We start from the raw sequence: 17,340 nt of genomic DNA, 5'->3' as shown, positions 1-17,340 counted from the left end.
CTTGACGGACGTCGGGGAAAGCCCCCCTTGTCTCTGTCAAACCAGTCAACCGGAGGAAAACGCATGGCTCGCCCGAAAGAGTTCAAGGAAATCATTCTCGACATTGACGACGGCGTCGCCACGCTGACCATCTACCGCCCCGACAACATGAACGCCTTCACCGGCGTGATGATGTACGAGATGATGGAGGCTTTCGACATCACGGACGCCGATGACAGTGTCAAAGCCGTCATCGTCACCGGCCACGGCGACCGCGCCTTCTGCGCCGGCGCAGACCTTTCCTCCGGCGCCAAGACGTTTGACTATGACGCCCGCGCCGGCGACGGCGAAAAAGGCCGCACGGAAAACATCGAAATCCAGCGCGATGGCGGCGGCCGCCTCACCCTGCGCATCTTCGAAAGCCTGAAGCCGGTCATCGGCGCCATCAATGGCGCCGCCGTCGGCATCGGTGTCACCATGCAGCTGCCAATGGACATCCGGATCGCCTCCGACAAGGCGCGCTTTGGCTTCGTCTTCAACAAGCGCGGCATCAATCCCGAGGCCGCTTCCAGCTGGTTCCTGCCGCGCCTCGTCGGAATCCAGCAGGCGCTGGAATGGTGCTACACAGGCCGCGTCTTCCCGGCTTCTGAAGCCCTCGCCGGCCGCCTCGTCAGCAAGGTTGTGCCGCACGCTGACCTGATGACCGTCGCCCGCGCCCTCGCCAAGGAAATCGGTGACAATACCGCCCCGGTTTCCAACGCGCTCACCCGCCAGATGATGTGGCGCATGCTTGGCGCCTCGCATCCGATGGACGCCCATATCGTCGATTCCGCCGCCATTTACTCGCGCGGCAAGACACCGGACGCGAAAGAAGGGGTGATGAGTTTCCTCGAGAAGCGCACGCCGGTTTATCCGGTGAAGGTCTCAGACGGCATGCCAAAATTCTTCCCCTGGTGGGAAGAGCGGGAATTCGAATGGATCGGCGACAAGGACTGACCCTGTGCACTCGCTGCTCCCCCTTGCAGCGGACATCGGCGCGCGTCTCAAGGCGCGCGCCGAAACCGTCGCCATATCCGAATCCTCCGCAGGCGGACTGATCTCCGCAGCCATCCTCGCTGCGCCCGGCGCCTCCGCCTGGTATCGCGGCGGCGGTGTCATCTACACCCCGCAGGCCTTCCGCGGCCTCCTCGGCCTGCGCCGCGAAGACCTCGGCGACATGCGTTCCTCCACCGAACCCTATGCCCGCCTCCTCGCCCGCACCATCGCCGGCAAGCTCGACGCTCACTGGGGCCTCTGTGAAACCGGCGCCTCTGGCCCCACCGGCAATGGCTACGGCGACGCCTCCGGCCACAGTTGCGTGGCGCTAGCCGGCCCCGGCAAGTTCGAAATTTCCCGCACTCTGGAAACCGGCCTCGCCGACCGCCCCGAAAACATGCGCCTCTTCGCGGCGCAGGCGCTGGAGCTCCTGAGAGCCGCGCTGGACTGACCGCCGCGCTGGCACAAGTTCTGGCTTACGCCTGTGTTTGCGGCCGGGCGCCGCCCCTTCAATCTTGTCATCCATGCGGTCCGCCGGATTGATATGAATGGGACAGTTCGAGAAACCTCAATCCAAAGCTCGGCTCATTCCCGCGATGGTTTGCGCGGATGGGAGGAACATAAAACAGAGAAATCCCGAAGCCGCCCGCGTCCGCCGGGCGCGTCCCGCGGCGCGTGCTACCTCAAACCCCCAGCCGCGCGGCAATCATCCCGGCGGCCGTCCCGGCCAACACCGTCTGCGTATCGATCACGAGGTCCGCCGCCGGCATTGCCCGCTCACACGCTTCGAACTCCGACTGCAACTTCGCCAGTAAAGCCGCGTCGCGCAGCTTGCCCGAACCGCGCGCGGTCCTCGTTTGAAATCCGCGCCGCTTGTCCGTCTGCGGAGAGTTTCAGATGCACCATCAGCACCTCGCCGCCCGCGCCGCGCACCAGATCCACTGCGTGCTGCGCGAAGGCTGGTGAGACTGCCCCCTCGGGCTGAACGGTGAACACCAGCAACCGGTCCTCCGCGACAGCGGCCTTGAACACATCCATCCAGAACTGGTCGCGCAGTCGCGCAAATGACGGCGACCTGAACGGAAAGACCGAAGCGACCGTGTCGGCTACGAGATGGTTGTGGAAAAGCGCAAGGCCAGTGATCTCCGCCGCGCGTTTCGGCACCGTATATTTGCCTGCCGCCGGCGGCCCGGAGACGAAGACCAGTTTCACCGCGCGCCTATTCGAACGGATCGGCCTTGGCGGCGTCGTATTCGAGATTGCCAAACCGGGTGACGCGCGCGTCGAAGGCGAGCTTCACCGTACCGATCGGCCCGTGACGCTGCTTGGAGACGATCACTTCTGCCGTGCCGTAGACCTGGTCCATCCGGGTGCGCCAGGCTTTCCACTTATCGTTCGAGGACGGATCATTCGGGTCTGCCGGCGGTTCTGTCCGCGCAAGATAGTATTCCTCGCGGAACACGAACATCACGATATCGGCGTCCTGTTCGATCGAGCCCGATTCCCGAAGGTCCGACAATTGCGGGCGCTTGTCATCGCGCTGCTCAACGGCGCGCGACAGCTGCGACAGCGCCAGCACAGGCACGGCAAGGTCCTTCGCCAGCGCTTTCAACGCAGTCGTGATCTGCGTCACTTCCTGTACGCGGTTGACGTTTGATCCGGACGAGGAGGAGGTGATCAGTTGCAGGTAGTCGATCACGATGAGATCAAGCCCCACCGACCGGCGCAGGCGCCGCGCGCGTGCCGTGAGTTCGCCGATGGAAATGCCGCCCGTGTCATCGATATAGAGCGGCAGGTTCTGCATCTCGGCGGTTGCCTCGGAGAGGCGCTCGAAGTCCGCCTTCGAGAGTTTGCCCTGCCGGATATCATGCGAGCTGATCTCGGTGCGCTCGGCCAGGATACGCGTGGCCAGCTGCTCGCTCGACATCTCCAGCGAGAAGAACGCAACGATGCCGCCGTCCAGCGTCTTATGCGAGCCGTCTTCCTGCGTCTCGTACTTGTAGGCCTTCGCCACATTGTACGCGATGTTGGTGGCGAGCGATGTCTTGCCCATCGAAGGGCGCCCGGCGAGGATCAGAAGGTCCGAGCGGTGGAAACCGCCCAGCTGCTCATCAAGATCGCGCAGTGCGGTCGGGATGCCGGCAATCTTGCCGCCGCGCTTGAACGCCGCTTCGGCGGTGATCAGCGATTCTGCCAGCGCCTCGGCGAAGCTGGAAAAGCCGCGCTCCGAACTGCCGCGCTCGGCGAGTTCGAACAGCGCGCGCTCGGCCTTGTTGATCAGCGTCGAGCCGGTGTCCTCATCTTCCGGCACCAGCGACTGGGACTGGATACCGGCGCCCACGCGGATCAGCTCGCGCCGGATCGCGAGGTCGCGGATGATACGCGCATAGTCCTTTACCTCCGGCCCGAAGGCGGCGGCATCCAGCAGGTCGACGAGATATTTGCCGCCGCCGATCTCGGTCAGCTTTTCCTTCTGCTCGAAATGCTCGCGCAAGGTCACGCCATCGGCCACGCGGCCGGTCTGAATCATGTTGGAGGCAACTTCGTACAACAGGCTGTGTGCCGGCGCATAGAAGTCCACAGGCCGCAGGATGTCCGCGATGTACTGGTAGACGTTGTTGTCAAAAAGGATTGCGCCCAGCACAGCGGCTTCGGCAGCAAGGTTGTGCGGCGAGACGACGGGCGTGTGCGAGGTCGTTTGCTGGTTCATGGACGGATATTAACCCAAGCCTCGCGTGAAGGCTTGGGGGGCGCGTCACATTTGAGAAACAAATCACAAGAAAAAGGCCGCGACTGTTACCAGCCGCGGCCCCTGTTTTGTATCCGTGTGAACGAAGACTATTCGTCCTCGCCGGCCGGGCCGCGCTCTGCGGCGGCTTCAGCCAGTTCACCGGCCTGTTCGGCGGCAAACGCAGCGTTGGCTGCCTGGAGGGCCTCGGCGATGTTCTCGCCCTTGGCCTGACGCTCGGCTTCTTCGTTCGACCGGGCGACGTTGACCTGAACCTTCACGACCACTTCGGCGTGGAGGCGGACCGAGACGTCGAAGATGCCGATCGCCTTGATCGGTTTGTCGAGACGCACGCCATTGCGCGGGACCTGGTGGCCAGCGGCTTCAGCGGCGTCAGCGACGTCGCGGGCCGAGACCGAACCATAAAGCTGACCGGTTTCGCCCGCCTGACGGATCAGTACGAAGACGGCGCCTTCCAGCTTCTCGGCATCAGTTTTTGCAGCGTCGCGGGCAGCGGCGTTGCGGGCCTCGATGGCCTCACGCTCGACTTCAAACCGTTTGCGGTTGCGGTCGTTGGCGACGAGCGCCTTACCTTGCGGGATCAGGAAGTTACGGCCGAAACCGTTTTTGACGCGGACTTCGTCGCCGATCTTGCCTAGACGTTCGATGCGCTCAAGGAGGATGACTTGCATGGGGGTCTCTCCTTAAACAGCGAACGGAATGAGTGCGAGCATACGCGCGCGCTTGATCGCCTGGGCCAGTTTGCGCTGGTTTTTCAGGTTCACGGCGGTGATGCGGCTCGGCACGATTTTCCCCTTTTCAGAGATGTAGCGCTGCAGCATCTTGACGTCTTTGTAGTCTATTTCCTGCGCGTGCTCGCCCGTGAAGGGGTCAACCTTGCGGCGGCGTCCGAACGGACGGCGGGCAGGAATGTTCGTGATGTTGATCTTCTGTGCCATTGGACCTGTTCCTTACCCTTAATCGCGCGGACGGCGTTCTTTGCGCGACAGAACCACGGAGGGCTCTTCCGGCATGTTTTCGACGCGGACGGTCAGGTAACGCATCACGTCTTCCGAGATGCGCTGGCGGCGTTCGAGTTCGTGGATCGCTTCAGCCGGTGCATCAATGTTGATGCAGGAGTAGTGACCCTTGCGTTGTTTCTTGATCGGATAGGCGAGGCTGCGAAGGCCCCAGTATTCGGTCCGGCCGACCGTTGCGCCTTTTTCCTTGAGGAAAGTGCTCATCTCTTCGACAAAGGTTTCCACCTGGGCCGGCGAGATATCAGGCCGTGTAATCACGACGTGCTCGTAGAATGCCATGTTTTCATTCCCAAAATTCGAAGGTGCGGCGCTGGAGGGCGGGAGACCCATGCCAGCGATGGCCCCTCTTTTTCCGGCTCATTCCGGGGACTTGAGGACCGCACCTTGCTGCGAACGCCGGTCTAAAGCCTATCTGGCCACAGATTTCAAGCGCTTGCATGCCGGAAGGGGGCGCTTTAGCACGGCCAAAACAAGCCAGATACCAAGCCAGATACCAAGGGAGGCCGGGTAACCATATGATCCTCGCATTTATCTTTCCGGGGCAGGGCAGCCAGGAAATCGGCATGGGCAAGGCCCTCGCGGACACGTTTCCGGCCGCGAGAGCCGTGTTCGACGAGGTCAACGCGGCCCTCGGGCAGGACCTTTCGGGCCTGATGTGGGGCGGCGACCTGACGGAGCTGACCCTCACCTCGAATGCCCAGCCCGCCCTGATGGCCCATTCCGTGGCCGCTTGCCGGGCGCTCGAGGCGAATTTCGGGATCACGGTAAAGGACGCCGCCTTCGTCGCAGGCCACTCGCTGGGTGAGTATTCGGCGCTGGCTGCAGCCGGGTCCATCAGCCTGGCCGATACCGCCCGCCTGCTGCGCATCCGGGGCAACGCCATGCAGTCCGCCGTCAAGCCGGGGGCCGGCGCCATGGCGGCGCTGCTGGGGGCGGACTACAGCCAGGCCGAAGCCGCCTGCGCGGCGGGGCGCGCAACCGGCGGCGCCTGCGACATTGCCAATGACAACGCCCCCGGCCAGTTGGTCATCTCCGGCGCCAGGGCTGCCATCGATGCGGCCATTGCCTGGTCTCAGGCCAACGGCGTGAAGAAGGCAATGGCGCTGAACGTCTCCGCGCCTTTCCATTGCGCGCTGATGCAGCCGGCCGCCGACGCGATGGCGCAGGCGCTGGCGACCACTACGATCCACGTCCCGGCCGTTCCGCTGGTCGCCAACGTCACCGCCAGCGCTGTGACTGACCCGGAAACAATCCGCCAGAACCTCGTCAAGCAAGTCACCGGCCGTGTGCGCTGGACTGAGTCTGTGCAGTTCATGGTGGCGCAAGGCGTCACGACGACCGCCGAAACCGGCAACGGCAAGGTGCTCACCGTGATGCAGCGCCGCATCGAGAAATCCCTCACCGGCTTCACCCTCGGCACTCCCGAGGACCTGGAAGCCTTCGCCAAAGCCATCAAAGGATAAGAGACATGTTCGACCTCACTGGCCGCACGGCCCTCGTCACCGGCGCCTCTGGCGGTATTGGCCGCGCCATCGCGCAGGCCCTCTCCGAAGCCGGCGCGAAAGTTGCCCTCTCAGGCACGCGCGAAGCGGTGCTGCAGGAAGTCGCCGCGACCCTGAAAGGCGAGAGCGCCATCGTTGCGTGCAACCTGTCTGACCCTGCCGCGGTCGATGCGCTCGTCGGTCAGGCCGAAGCCGCCATCGGTCCGCTGGATATCCTCATCGCGAATGCCGGCATCACCAGGGACAAGCTGCTGATCCAGATGAAGGACGAGGACTGGAACGACGTGATCAACGTCAACCTCGGCTCCTACTTCCGCCTGACCAAGACTGCCGTCCGGGGCATGATGAAGCGCCGCCATGGTCGCATCATCGCCATCACCTCGATTGTTGGCGTCACCGGAAACCCCGGACAGGCGAATTACTGCGCCTCCAAGGCCGGGATGATCGGTTTGACCAAATCCCTCGCACAGGAAGTCGCCAGCCGCGGCATTACGGTTAACACGATCGCCCCGGGCTTCATCGAATCGCCGATGACCGATGTGCTTCCCGAAGCCCAGAAAACGGCCCTGCTTGGCCAGATTCCCTCGGGCCGGCTGGGACAGGGCGGCGACATTGCGGCAGCTGCCGTGTATCTTGCTTCCGACGAAGCGGCCTATGTCACAGGCCAGACCCTGCACGTAAACGGCGGCATGGCGATGATCTGAGGAGCTGGTCCTCAATTGAGACAGGGGCTTGGCGCTTCGCCGGAGTGTGTGCTAGGCGCAACACAATGGTTCGGAAACGGGCCGGTATACAGGCATATCGAGAGAGGTATCCATGTCTGACGTTCTTGAGCGCGTGAAAAAAATCGTTGTCGAAAACCTCGACGTCGAAGCGGACAAGGTGGTTGAGGGCGCAAGCTTCATCGACGACCTCGGCGCTGACTCCCTCGACCTTGTCGAGCTGGTCATGGCTTTCGAAGAGGAATTCAACATTGAGATCCCTGATGACGTCCAGGAGTCGATCCGCTCGGTCGGCGACGCCGTGACGCACATCAAGGCGCATATCTAGGCGTCTTGTCCGCAATGTCTGAACGCCGCGTCGTTATCACCGGTATTGGTATCGTGTCCCCGCTTGCGATGGGACGCGAGGCCACTTGGGAACGCCTGATCGCCGGGAAATCCGGTGCAGGTCCCATCGACAATTTCGATGCGTCGGACCTTCCTTGCAAGATTGCTTTCCAGGTGCCGTACACATCCGGCCGGGGTGGTGGCGCGGGGGATGCCCATGCCTTCGACCCGGAAAAGTACATGTCGGCGAAGGAACAGCGCCGGACCGACGAGTTCGTCGTCTATGCCATGGCGGCAGCCGACGAAGCGCTCGAAGATGCAAGCTGGAAGCCGGAAACGGAAGAAGAGCAGGAGCGCACCGGCGTCCTGATCGGCTCCGGAATCGGCGGCCTTGAGACCATCTACGAAACATCGATCATCCTGCACGAGCAGGGCCCGCGCAAAGTGAGTCCGTTCTTTATTCCCGCGTCGCTGATCAACCTCGCCTCCGGCCAGGTCTCGATCCGCCACGGGCTGAAGGGGCCGAACCATTCGGTCGTTACTGCGTGTGCTACCGGCGCGCACGCAATTGGCGACTCGGCACGGCTGATCAAGTATGGCGACGCCGACATCATGGTGGCCGGCGGCGCCGAAGCGGTGATCGGCCGGCTCGGCATCGCAGGCTTTTGCGCGGCCAAGGCAATGTCGACCAACTTCAACGACACGCCGCAGAAAGCCTCTCGCCCTTATGATAAGGACCGTGACGGTTTCGTCATGGGCGAGGGCGCAGCGGTGCTGGTGCTGGAAGAGTACGAGCATGCGAAGAAGCGCGGCGCGAAAATCTATGCCGAAGTGATCGGTTACGGCCTGACGGGCGACGCCTATCACATCACGGCGCCGGCCGAAGGCGCCGAGGGCGGCTACCGCGCCATGAAGATGGCGCTGAAGAATTCCGGCATCGACCCCACCGAGATCGACTATGTCAACGCCCACGGCACCTCCACGCCGAAGGGCGACGAGGGCGAGGCCGGCGCAGTCGAGCGGGCCTTTGGCGACCATGCGAAGAACCTGTCGATGTCATCCACCAAGTCTGCAGTCGGGCACCTACTCGGCGCGGCCGGCGCCATCGAGGCCGCTTTCTGCGCCCTGGCCATCCGTGACCAGATCATGCCGCCGACCCTGAACCTCGACAATCCGAGCTTCGAGACAGTGATCGACCTCATCCCTCACAAGGCCAAGAAGGGCCGGGTGCGTGCCGCGATGTCGAACAGCTTCGGTTTCGGCGGCACCAATGCGTCGCTGATTCTCCGCGAAGTCACCTGACGGGCGCTGCGCCGCCGGGCTACACTGTGACAATTGATTTCCGGGCCGGAGCAGGCACGGTAAAAGATACATAGTGTCCGGCCAATGAGGCTCTCATGCGATTTCTGAAAACGCTTGTCGTCTGGTTGTTCCTGCTCGCCCTGCTGGCCGGGGCGGGCGCCGCTGCCGGCTGGGTCTGGTTCAACAATGAACTCGCAGCGCCCGGCCCGCTGACGGAAGAAACCGTCATCCGCGTGGAGCCCGGCGAGACGCTGGCGGCAGTGGCTGTTCGGCTGGAGGCCGACGGCGTGATCAAGGACGCGCGCCTGATGCGGATGAAGTCCCGCCTCGACGGCAGCGAACTGGAAATCAAGACGGGCGAATACATCATCGACAAGGGCGCCAGCCTGCGGCAGGTGCTCAGCATACTGATCGAGGGTCGATCTTTGCTGCACAAGATCACCCTGCCCGAGGGGCGCACGAGCGCGCAGCTGCTGCGGATCATCGAAAAGGACAAGTTGCTGGAAGGCGATATGCCCGAAGTGCTGCCGGAGGAAGGTTCCCTGCTGCCGGATACCTACATGTTCCATCGCGGCATGACGCGCGCGGGGCTCATCGCGAAAATGCAGAAAGCGCAGGCTGACCTGCTTGAGGAACTCTGGCCAACGCGGCAGGAAGGCCTGCCGATTGAGACGGCTTATGAAGCCGTGATCCTCGCCTCCGTGGTCGAGAAGGAAACTGGTCGCGCCGACGAGCGCCCGGAGATAGCCGGCTTGTTCACCACGCGACTGAAACGTGGCATGCGCCTACAGAGTGACCCGACCATCATCTACGGCATCTCGAAAGGCGAACCCCTCTACAATAAGGCCGGCCAGCGCCGCACGCTCTACCGCTCCGAAATCGACCGCCGCACAGAGTGGAATACCTATCAGGTCGACGGCCTGCCGAAGACGCCGATCTGCAATCCGGGCGCCGACGCGATCCGCGCCGTGCTTGATCCTCCGGAGACGGAGTATGTGTTCTTCGTGGCTGATGGCAAGGGCGGGCACCTGTTCGCTAAAACGAATGCCGAGCACAACCGCAACGTGGCCGCCTACCGCGCCTATGAGCGCCAGGAAATCCAGAGGGAACGGGCGAACTGATGGGAATACTTTCGGGAATGACCGGCTTTGCGCGGGTCACGGGGGAGGAACGCTGGGGCGCCTGGGCGTGGGAGGCGAAGAGTGTCAACGGTCGCTCGCTGGACGTGCGCGTCAACTATCCGCCCGGCTTCGATACTTTCGAGCGCGAGGTGAAGGCGATGGCGGTCGAGCGATTCAATCGCGGTTCGCTGCAGGTCAGCCTTCGGATTGATCTGCCTTCCGGCGGGGCTGGGGTGGTGGTTGATCACGGTCTCCTCAACATGCTGATGGACGCAGCGCGCGCGGCGCATGGCGGCGAGCTGAACGCGGAGGCGGTCGTCGCGCTGATGAGCCTCAAGGGTGTCGTCGAACCTGGTAATGCCTCAACCCGCGAACTGGCCGGGGACGAGGCCGTGATGGCCACGATCGGCACCGGCGCGCGCGCAGCCATGGACCAGCTGGCCGAGGCACGCCGCGCAGAAGGCGCCGACCTCATGGGCCTCCTGTCCGGCCATCTCGTCCAGATCGAAGCGTTCTCGGCGGAGGCTGCGGTATGCGCCGCGACCCAGCCCGGCCTGATCAAGGCGAAGCTGCAAAAGCAGCTTGTTGAGCTTGACCGCGAAGGCCGTGTCGATGCTGAGCGCTTTGCAGCGGAAGCCGCCCTGTCGGCCGCCCGCGCAGACGTGCGCGAGGAGCTGGACCGGGTGGGCGCGCATGTGAAATCCGGCCGCGAACTGCTGAAAGCGGGCTCCCCCGCCGGCCGCAAGATCGACTTCCTGGCCCAAGAGCTGAACCGCGAGGCCAATACGCTCTGCTCGAAATCCGCCAGCCTCGATTTGACGAATGCGGGACTCAGCCTCAAAGGGGTGATCGACCAGTTCAAGGAGCAGGCGGCGAATGTCGAATAGCGGACACCCGAAGGACCATGGCCGCCGGCGCGGGCTGATGCTGGTCCTGTCGAGCCCGTCGGGCGCTGGCAAGACGACGCTGGGCGAGATGCTTGTAAAGGAGTTTCCTGATGTGAAGCTCTCGATCTCCGTGACGACACGCGATCCGCGTCCGAATGAACAGGACGGGGTGCATTACCATTTCAGGACGCTCGACGCCTTCAAGGCGTTGGCAGCTGAAAAGGCTTTCCTGGAATGGGCCGAGGTGTTTTCCGGCTGCTATGGCTCGCCGAAGGCTGACACGGTCGCCCGGCTGGAAGCCGGCGAGGATGTGTTGTTCGATGTCGACTGGCAGGGCGCCGACGCGCTGCATGACCAGATGCCGAATGACGTCGTGTCGGTGTTTGTCTTGCCGCCCAGCATGAAGGCCCTGAGAGCGCGCCTCGAAAAGCGCCCCGGTTCAACACCTGAAATGGTGGCGATGCGGATGGAAGGGGCCAAGCGCGAGATCATGCACTGGCGCCGCTATGATTATGTGATCATCAATGAAGACCTCGACATTGCCTATCAGCGCCTGAAACGCATCCTGCTGGTCGAGCGGCTGAAGCGGTTGCGGCAGCTGGACCTCGAGGACCATGTGAGGACATTGCTCGGCGAGGGTTAGCGCGCGGGTCTGGTGCACTTACGCCTTCGGCCTCACTGCACCAGGTCAAGCCAGACTTTTCGCCAGTTTTCTGAACTCCGCCTGCGTCAGAGTTTCTGCGCGCGCGGTCGGATCGATCCCGCAGTCTGCCAGCCATTCTTCCGCTTTTATCCCGCGCTTCCTGGCGAAGGGCTTCAGCGCGGCGCGCAGCATCTTGCGGCGCTGGCCGAAGGCGGCGCCGGCGATCTGTTCCAGAAGGTCAATGTGCGCGAAGCGTTTGTCTGCAGGCAGAGGATCAAATACCGCGACCGCGCTGTCAACTTTTGGCGGCGGCCGGAAGGAGCCAGGCGGCAGCGTGAAGGAAATATAGGGTCGTGTGACAGCCTGCGCGAGCACGGCCAGTCGTCCGTAGGCGTCAGTATCCGGTTTGGCGCAGATGCGCTCGGCGACTTCCTTCTGGAACATCAGCGCCATCTCGCCGCGCCACGCGTCCGCCTTCAGCCAGTCGACCAGCAGCGGTGTGCCGACATTGTACGGAAGGTTCGCGATGATCATCGCGGGGCCTGTCGCTCCCGCGTCCTCGAGGACCTCCTCCCAGCGCACCTTGCGGGCATCCTTTGCGATCACGACCATCTGGCCGCTTTTCGCTTCTGGCCAGTCGAACAGCGCTTCGGAAAAGCGGGGGTCAGTCTCCACCACGATCAGTTTCGCCGGATCTTCGTTGAGGATAGCGCGTGTCAGGCCACCGGGGCCGGGGCCGACTTCGATGACCGTGCGGCCCTTCGGCGAACCTGCAGCATTGGCGGCGCGTTTGAGGATCGAGGGATCAAACAGGAAATGCTGGCCCAGCGACTTGCGGGCAGGTGCGTCGGTCAGCGGGGTGTGGTCGTCGCTCATGCGGCGGCTTTCTGGCGGTTGGCGGCGAAGGTCGCCGCAAGGCGGATTGCGGAGATCAGGCTGTCGGCGCGGCAGGCGCCGGCGGCGGCGGCGTCATAGGCGGTGCCATGGTCGGGGCTGGTGCGCACGATCGGCAGGCCGAGTGTTGAGTTCACGCCGCCCCACATATCGAGTGTCTTGACCGGGATGAGGCCCTGATCATGCGTCATGGCGATCACCGCATCCCAGGCACCGGAGAGCGCTTCGGCAAACACCGTGTCGCCGGGGCGGGCATGCGAGACAGAAATACCTTCAGCCTGCAGACGATCCGCAGCCGGATTGATGATCTCCACTTCCTCGCGCCCAATGCTGCCGCCTTCGCCCGCATGCGGGTTCAGGCCAGCGAACGCGATGCGCGGCGCGGCAATACCGAACTCGTGGATCAGCGCGCGGTGGACGACGCGCGTGATTCGCTCCAGCCGCCCGTCGCCCAGCACGCCGGGTACATCGCGCAGCGGCATGTGGATGGTGGCCAGCGCGACGCGCAGCCCGCCGCCGGTCAGTATCATCACGGGGCTCGCGGCATGGCCCGCCGCTTCGCATAGGTGGGCCACAAACTCCGTATGCCCCGGAAAGCGGAAGCCGGTTGAATAAAGCAGTGCCTTGTTGATCGGATTGGTCACGACGCCCGACGCGCGCCCGGCGAGGGCATCGGAGACGGCGAGTTCGATGGCGCGGATAATTGCCGGCGCTGCCGCTGCATCAGGCCGCCCGGGCAAAACGGCGGGCACGCCGTCCAGCGTAAGAATAGGTAGAGCGCCTGCGAATATGCCTGCCGCTTCTGCGGGCGATGTTATGAACCGCGTCGGCACGTGCGAAATCAGGTTCGGTGCCCCAATCAGATAGAAGGCCAGCGACGGATCAGCCCGCAGCGCGGCCCAGGCCGCCGCCGAGATGGCGGGGCCGCAACCGGCGGGGTCGCCCATCGTCAGGGCCAGTGGGGGGAGGGCAGGTCTGCTCACGCCCGCGATGTCGCGCCAAATGGCCCGGCAGGCAAGCGCGTTCGTTGCCGTTAACGGTAAATGATCGTCGCGTCCCTGCGGGAGTTGCGCAGTTCACGCTCGGAAATCATGCTCAGCTCGCGGGCCTTGATCGAGCCTTTCATGTCTTCCTTCGAGGGCAGGGCTTCGGCTCCATCCTGACGGCGGCAGACATACATCACGGCAAGGCCGCCGCCGACGGCGAAAATTTCGGTGGGCGAGCCGACGGCGGTGCCCAGCACCAGCCCACGGCCTTCTTCGCCAAGTTCGATAACGTCGATGTCGTTCATGTCCTGGGCGCGAAGCTCGGACTTCGCGTTGGCCACGGATTGCACATCATCACATGATTTGATGCGGCCCATGGCTTCGATGAGCGTAGCTTCCTGCGCGTCCGTTGTGACGAGACGTTTCAGATCGACCTTGGTCGTCGGCTGGCTCGGCTCGCGCTTGGCAGTGACGTTGAGGATGTAAATGCCGTTGTCGACCTCAATAGGCGCCAGCAGGGCTGGCGCCTCATAGCCTGCGACAGCGGCCGCGAGGGCCGGCGCCAGGTCGTCCGCCGTTACCCAGCCCATATCGCCGCCGGTGGCCGCGGTGGGCGCTGACGAGATGCGCTGCGCTGCGATGCGGAAATCCGCGCCCTGCTGCAGCTGCTGGATGATCGACTCGGCGGCCTTCATCGCTTCCGGGCGAGTGGCCTCGTCTGGCGCATAGAGGAAGATTTCGGCGACGCGGTACTGCGTGGTCTTCGAGGCCGCGCGCATGCGGTTCAGCTGGTCTTCGACCTGGTTGTCGGAAATCCGGATTCGCGACCCGAACAGGCCACTCATCAGCCGGCCCCAGGCAATGTCAGCGCGGATCTGTTCCTCGAGGCTTACCGGGTTGACACCGGCGGCGAGCAATTGCTGGCGCAGGCCATCGGCGCCCACACCGCTTTCGGAGGCCATGTCGCTCAACTCGGCATCTATTTCCTGCGCATCCACTTCCACTTCGTACTCGGCCACGCGGTCGAGTTGGAGGCGTTCATCGATCAGTTGTTCCAACGCCTGGCCCGTGATCTGCTGGATCTGATCGGGCGAGGGCTCGCCGCGGCCCAGTGTCAGCAGCAGGAGGCGGGCGCGCTGGCGCACGTCGGAGTAGGAAATCGGCTTGTCATTGACGATAGCGGCAATGCCTTCCAGCTGCAGACGATTGTCTGCCGCGTCCGCCTGGGCAAGGGCAGAGGGGGCGCTCAGGGCCATGAGGGCTGCCATCAAGACTGCACGAACCATACAATTCCTCCACGGGATCCTGCATCGCAGACCCCTATAATTGCTCCGCTCAGACCATACAAATCCCCGCCTGCCGCGCAACGCGGCAGCACAGTAGGCGATGATTTCTTGCAGTTTTCAGGCCGGATTGACGTACACGTCAATCTTACTGCCCGCTTCCGAAGTTGCCGAGTGATTTCAAGGTGAAACGGAACTGGAAGTTCTCGGTCGGCCCGAGGGTACGGTCGGTCAGCTCGCTGCGGCTGTACAGCAGCTCGAAGCGCGAGCAGTCATCGGAATAGGCGAGGCCGATATCCCGGCGGGCATCCACGTCCTGGGCGATGTCGCGCAGCTGACCGAGGATTATCGAGTAGGAATCGGTCACCTGGATCTCGCCCTGAATATAGATGCCCTCGTCCGGCGTACCGAGGGGGCTGATCCGCGAATCGATCTTGTAATACTGCGCCACGCCCCGGAACCGGTCGAATGAGGTTGAGGCCCGCAGGTCGAGGCGGTTGAGGGCGAAGTCCTTGTCATCAAGGCGCAACCTGCTCGACAGGTTCAGGTTGCGGCCAAGGTCCAGAGAGGCGGAGGCCACCCAGTCCGAGGATTTGCCGTTGAGGTTGGAGGCGACGTCGAACGTGTCATCATCGCGCGAGCGCCAGCGCCGGCCGACGGTCGTACTCAGTTCGGTTCCGTTCTTCCACAAGGCGCGCGCAGTGAGGCCAGCCGACAGCTTTCCGTCGCCTTCGTAAAGGTCGTAGTTCCCGAAACCGTTCGGTTCGAACAGGCTCGACTCGTCGAACTCGTAAAGCTGGCTGTCCTCAACCGGGATCGCGGGATCGTTGGCGTTGGAGAAACCCCAGGCCGCCATGACCGCCGGCTCAAGCATCAGGTCGACGGACTTGCCCGGCCGCACCATCGGATAGGCGAGTTTGGCGCCGGCATTGCCAACCGCGCGGGATACCTGGTCTTTGCCGCTGACGGATTCGTCGAGGGCGTAGAAATCGCCGCGAAGTTCGACAAAGGGTTCGAACGTGGCGCCGCCAGGCAGCAGGTTGAAGTTGCGCCACTCGCCGCCTGCGCTGACCCGGTGGCTGTCGGCGCCGACATCCCGCGTCAGGATCGCTGAAGAGACTTTTGCACTGGCAAAGCCGAAACCACCGAGATCCCAGTTCTGCTCGGCGTAGAGCAGGGGCGAGACAACCGGGAGCTGATTGGCATCGTCGACGCCGCGTAGGCCCTGGAAGCTCAGCAGCGCGGCGTCAGCGTAATAGTCCTCACCCTGGCCGACGGCGAACAGTTGCGACAGCAGTCGGCGCGGCTGGTTGGAGTAGAGGCCGCGCTTGGCGTTCTCTCCGGCAATGTTGTAGCGCCGGTCATAGAGGTCATCGCTCTGACGCTCGACGGCAAAGCCCCACTTCCATTCCGGGGTGATCGCGAAAGCGCCGTTGGCATAGATATGCCCGCGCAGTTCTTCTTCGCCGAACTTGGTGCCGCTGCTGTCGAAGTCCTGTTCCTGAGTGAAGCTGGTATTGACCTGAACCTGGCCGGAATAGAAACGCTTGCGGTAATCGAGATTGATCACCGGATTGACGTTCGTCGAGAACATCGGCGAAATCGTTACGTCCGAGTAGTCAGAAATCGCCCGGTAATAGGGCTGTTTGTAGTAAAGGCCGAGCATCGACGAGCGGCCCGCATCCGGGATCAGCAGGCCGGAGCGGCGATCCGAATTCGGGTCGGGGTGGGCAAGATAGGGCAGGTAGAAGACCGGTATGCCGGCAATCTCGACGACCGCATCGCGGTAGGAGATCATCTGGCTTTCCTCATCCAGCACCGCGCGGCGGGCGCGGATGGTCCAGGTCGGCGTCTTGTCTTTCTCGCAGATCTCGCAGGCCGTGTAGACGACCTGGTCGAGCGCATTGTAACCGTCCGAGCGGCGGATGGCGGAGTTCGCGGTAACGGTGGCGCCCTGCGCAAGGCGCGCTGAGAAACCGATGGCGTAGCCGTCCGACAGGTTCGAGCCGACCTCGGCCTCGTCCGAGAATTGCTGCGCTCCATCCGCTTCGATGATGATGACATTGCCGATGGCGCGCACTTTTTCGGTCGTGCGGTTATAGATCAGCTTATCAGCGCGCAGGGTGCGGCCCTGGTAGAGCGCCTCGACATTGCCTTCGGCGACGATGCTGTTGTCTGCGGCGATTTCATAGACCGTATCGGCCTCGAGGATCACGCGCTCATCGGTGGTTTCGGCCGTGGGGGCGGCCACTGGCGTTGTGTCCTGCGCCTGGGCGGCAAGCGGCAGCACGGCTGAGAACCCTGCAAGCAGCGCGTATTGGGACCAGAAAGCCAAAAGGTACACCCTTACTCTGCCGCCGTTCACCGCGGCCCTGCCATCCCCTGCAGGACCCTGCGGCGTTTTCAGAGACTTAGAGTTGATCCAGCGGGCCGTCCAGCCATCGGCTTGCCCGGGCCTGCTTTTGGCGGCGCGGGCGGTGCATGCCCGCCACAGCCGCCCAAACCGCCCGGGCCACCAGCCCCCCGGGACAGGACAGCGCCTCGCCCCCCCCAGCGCCGGTTCCAGCAGCACGCCGTTGCACCGGGCGGGGTTGAGCCCGGCGGCGCGGACACTCTCGCCAACCGGCATCGGATGGGGGCTGTGCGCCTCCCGGACGCGGGCCAGCTGGCCTTTTGGTGGCGGGCTATCCGGGAGTTCCCGAGCGAAAGCCGGCTGGGGCGGGGCGGCCATATGAGGCGCCGGTAATCCGGCGAGTACTTCCAGTACGTCCGCCGCACGGCGCACCCGCGCGCCACCCTGCCGGATCAGGCCATAGGTGCCGGCTGCGCGCGGGCTCCAGCGGCGAGCCCGGCACTGCGATCACCCGGCGTCCCTGCTCGCCCGCGATGCG

General features: G+C 63.7%; 18 protein-coding genes. 9 read left to right on the top strand and 9 right to left on the bottom strand.

Annotated elements, in window-relative coordinates:
- The first annotated feature begins 63 nt into the window (after nt 1-63).
- Together WEA77_RS10625 and WEA77_RS10620 are read left to right on the top strand one after the other, a co-directional pair.
- Nucleotides 64-975 (top strand): crotonase/enoyl-CoA hydratase family protein, encoded by a 912-nt coding sequence (locus WEA77_RS10625; RefSeq protein WP_368067851.1) that lies wholly within the window; start codon nt 64-66, stop codon nt 973-975.
- A 4-nt stretch (nt 976-979) separates the two neighbouring features.
- Nucleotides 980-1,465, top strand: coding sequence for a CinA family protein (locus WEA77_RS10620; RefSeq protein WP_368067850.1), 486 nt, complete (start codon nt 980-982; stop codon nt 1,463-1,465).
- A 326-nt stretch (nt 1,466-1,791) separates the two neighbouring features.
- On the opposite strand, the gene WEA77_RS10615 is transcribed toward WEA77_RS10620, so the two are convergent.
- The 5 genes from WEA77_RS10615 to rpsF all read right to left on the bottom strand — a co-directional run bounded on the left by WEA77_RS10615 (nt 1,792) and on the right by rpsF (nt 5,061).
- On the bottom strand, nt 1,792-2,226 hold the full coding sequence (locus tag WEA77_RS10615; protein ID WP_368067849.1) for a shikimate kinase: 435 nt from the start codon (nt 2,224-2,226) through the stop codon (nt 1,792-1,794).
- A gap of 7 nt (nt 2,227-2,233) precedes the next feature.
- Nucleotides 2,234-3,724: a replicative DNA helicase gene (locus WEA77_RS10610; protein WP_368067848.1), complete on the bottom strand. Its 1,491-nt coding sequence runs from the start codon at nt 3,722-3,724 to the stop codon at nt 2,234-2,236.
- A 128-nt stretch (nt 3,725-3,852) separates the two neighbouring features.
- The gene (rplI, locus tag WEA77_RS10605; protein WP_368067847.1) at nt 3,853-4,434 is read right to left on the bottom strand and encodes a 50S ribosomal protein L9; all 582 of its coding nucleotides are present in this window, start codon (nt 4,432-4,434) and stop codon (nt 3,853-3,855) included.
- A gap of 12 nt (nt 4,435-4,446) precedes the next feature.
- Nucleotides 4,447-4,701 (bottom strand): 30S ribosomal protein S18, encoded by a 255-nt coding sequence (rpsR, locus tag WEA77_RS10600; protein WP_291042715.1) that lies wholly within the window; start codon nt 4,699-4,701, stop codon nt 4,447-4,449.
- Nucleotides 4,702-4,719: 18 nt separating this feature from the next.
- Nucleotides 4,720-5,061 carry a 30S ribosomal protein S6 gene (gene rpsF, locus WEA77_RS10595; RefSeq protein ID WP_368067846.1) on the bottom strand — a complete coding sequence of 114 codons (342 nt, stop codon included), beginning with the start codon at nt 5,059-5,061 and terminating at the stop codon, nt 4,720-4,722.
- 236 nt (nt 5,062-5,297) lie between these two features.
- Here rpsF and fabD point away from each other — a divergent pair, with 236 nt between their 5' ends.
- The 7 genes from fabD (at nt 5,298) to gmk (ending at nt 11,286) form a co-directional block, all read left to right on the top strand.
- On the top strand, nt 5,298-6,245 hold the full coding sequence (fabD, locus tag WEA77_RS10590; RefSeq protein ID WP_368067845.1) for an ACP S-malonyltransferase: 948 nt from the start codon (nt 5,298-5,300) through the stop codon (nt 6,243-6,245).
- A gap of 5 nt (nt 6,246-6,250) precedes the next feature.
- Entirely contained in the window at nt 6,251-6,988 is a 738-nt protein-coding gene (fabG, locus tag WEA77_RS10585; protein WP_368067844.1) for a 3-oxoacyl-[acyl-carrier-protein] reductase, read from the top strand.
- Nucleotides 6,989-7,100: 112 nt separating this feature from the next.
- On the top strand, nt 7,101-7,334 hold the full coding sequence (locus WEA77_RS10580) for an acyl carrier protein (RefSeq protein ID WP_291042703.1): 234 nt from the start codon (nt 7,101-7,103) through the stop codon (nt 7,332-7,334).
- 14 nt (nt 7,335-7,348) lie between these two features.
- Nucleotides 7,349-8,635, top strand: coding sequence for a beta-ketoacyl-ACP synthase II (gene fabF / locus WEA77_RS10575; protein WP_368067843.1), 1,287 nt, complete (start codon nt 7,349-7,351; stop codon nt 8,633-8,635).
- A gap of 95 nt (nt 8,636-8,730) precedes the next feature.
- Nucleotides 8,731-9,756 carry an endolytic transglycosylase MltG gene (mltG, locus tag WEA77_RS10570; protein WP_368067842.1) on the top strand — a complete coding sequence of 342 codons (1,026 nt, stop codon included), beginning with the start codon at nt 8,731-8,733 and terminating at the stop codon, nt 9,754-9,756.
- 17 nt (nt 9,757-9,773) lie between these two features.
- Nucleotides 9,774-10,643 (top strand): YicC family protein, encoded by an 870-nt coding sequence (locus WEA77_RS10565; protein WP_368067841.1) that lies wholly within the window; start codon nt 9,774-9,776, stop codon nt 10,641-10,643.
- Nucleotides 10,633-11,286, top strand: a complete 654-nt coding sequence (gene gmk, locus WEA77_RS10560; protein WP_368067840.1) for a guanylate kinase — start codon at nt 10,633-10,635, stop codon at nt 11,284-11,286. Before WEA77_RS10565 ends, gmk begins: the two co-directional genes overlap by 11 nt.
- Before the next feature lie 45 nt (nt 11,287-11,331).
- Here the strand turns inward: gmk and rsmA are convergent, their stop codons facing one another.
- From rsmA to WEA77_RS10540, 4 genes are all read right to left on the bottom strand, one after another.
- The gene (gene rsmA, locus WEA77_RS10555) at nt 11,332-12,162 is read right to left on the bottom strand and encodes a 16S rRNA (adenine(1518)-N(6)/adenine(1519)-N(6))-dimethyltransferase RsmA (RefSeq protein ID WP_368067839.1); all 831 of its coding nucleotides are present in this window, start codon (nt 12,160-12,162) and stop codon (nt 11,332-11,334) included.
- On the bottom strand, nt 12,159-13,163 hold the full coding sequence (gene pdxA / locus WEA77_RS10550) for a 4-hydroxythreonine-4-phosphate dehydrogenase PdxA (RefSeq protein ID WP_368067838.1): 1,005 nt from the start codon (nt 13,161-13,163) through the stop codon (nt 12,159-12,161). The genes rsmA and pdxA overlap by 4 nt, the downstream gene beginning before the upstream one ends.
- A 50-nt stretch (nt 13,164-13,213) precedes the next feature.
- Nucleotides 13,214-14,422: a peptidylprolyl isomerase gene (locus WEA77_RS10545; protein ID WP_368067837.1), complete on the bottom strand. Its 1,209-nt coding sequence runs from the start codon at nt 14,420-14,422 to the stop codon at nt 13,214-13,216.
- Nucleotides 14,423-14,597: 175 nt separating this feature from the next.
- On the bottom strand, nt 14,598-16,700 hold the full coding sequence (locus tag WEA77_RS10540) for an LPS-assembly protein LptD (RefSeq protein ID WP_368067836.1): 2,103 nt from the start codon (nt 16,698-16,700) through the stop codon (nt 14,598-14,600).
- Nucleotides 16,701-17,340 lie beyond the last annotated feature (640 nt).

Source organism: Hyphomonas sp., from assembly GCF_040882205.1.
Classification (GTDB): domain Bacteria; phylum Pseudomonadota; class Alphaproteobacteria; order Caulobacterales; family Hyphomonadaceae; genus Hyphomonas.
Note: the sequence above shows the minus strand (reverse complement) of the source record. Positions and strands in the feature narration are given on the sequence as shown.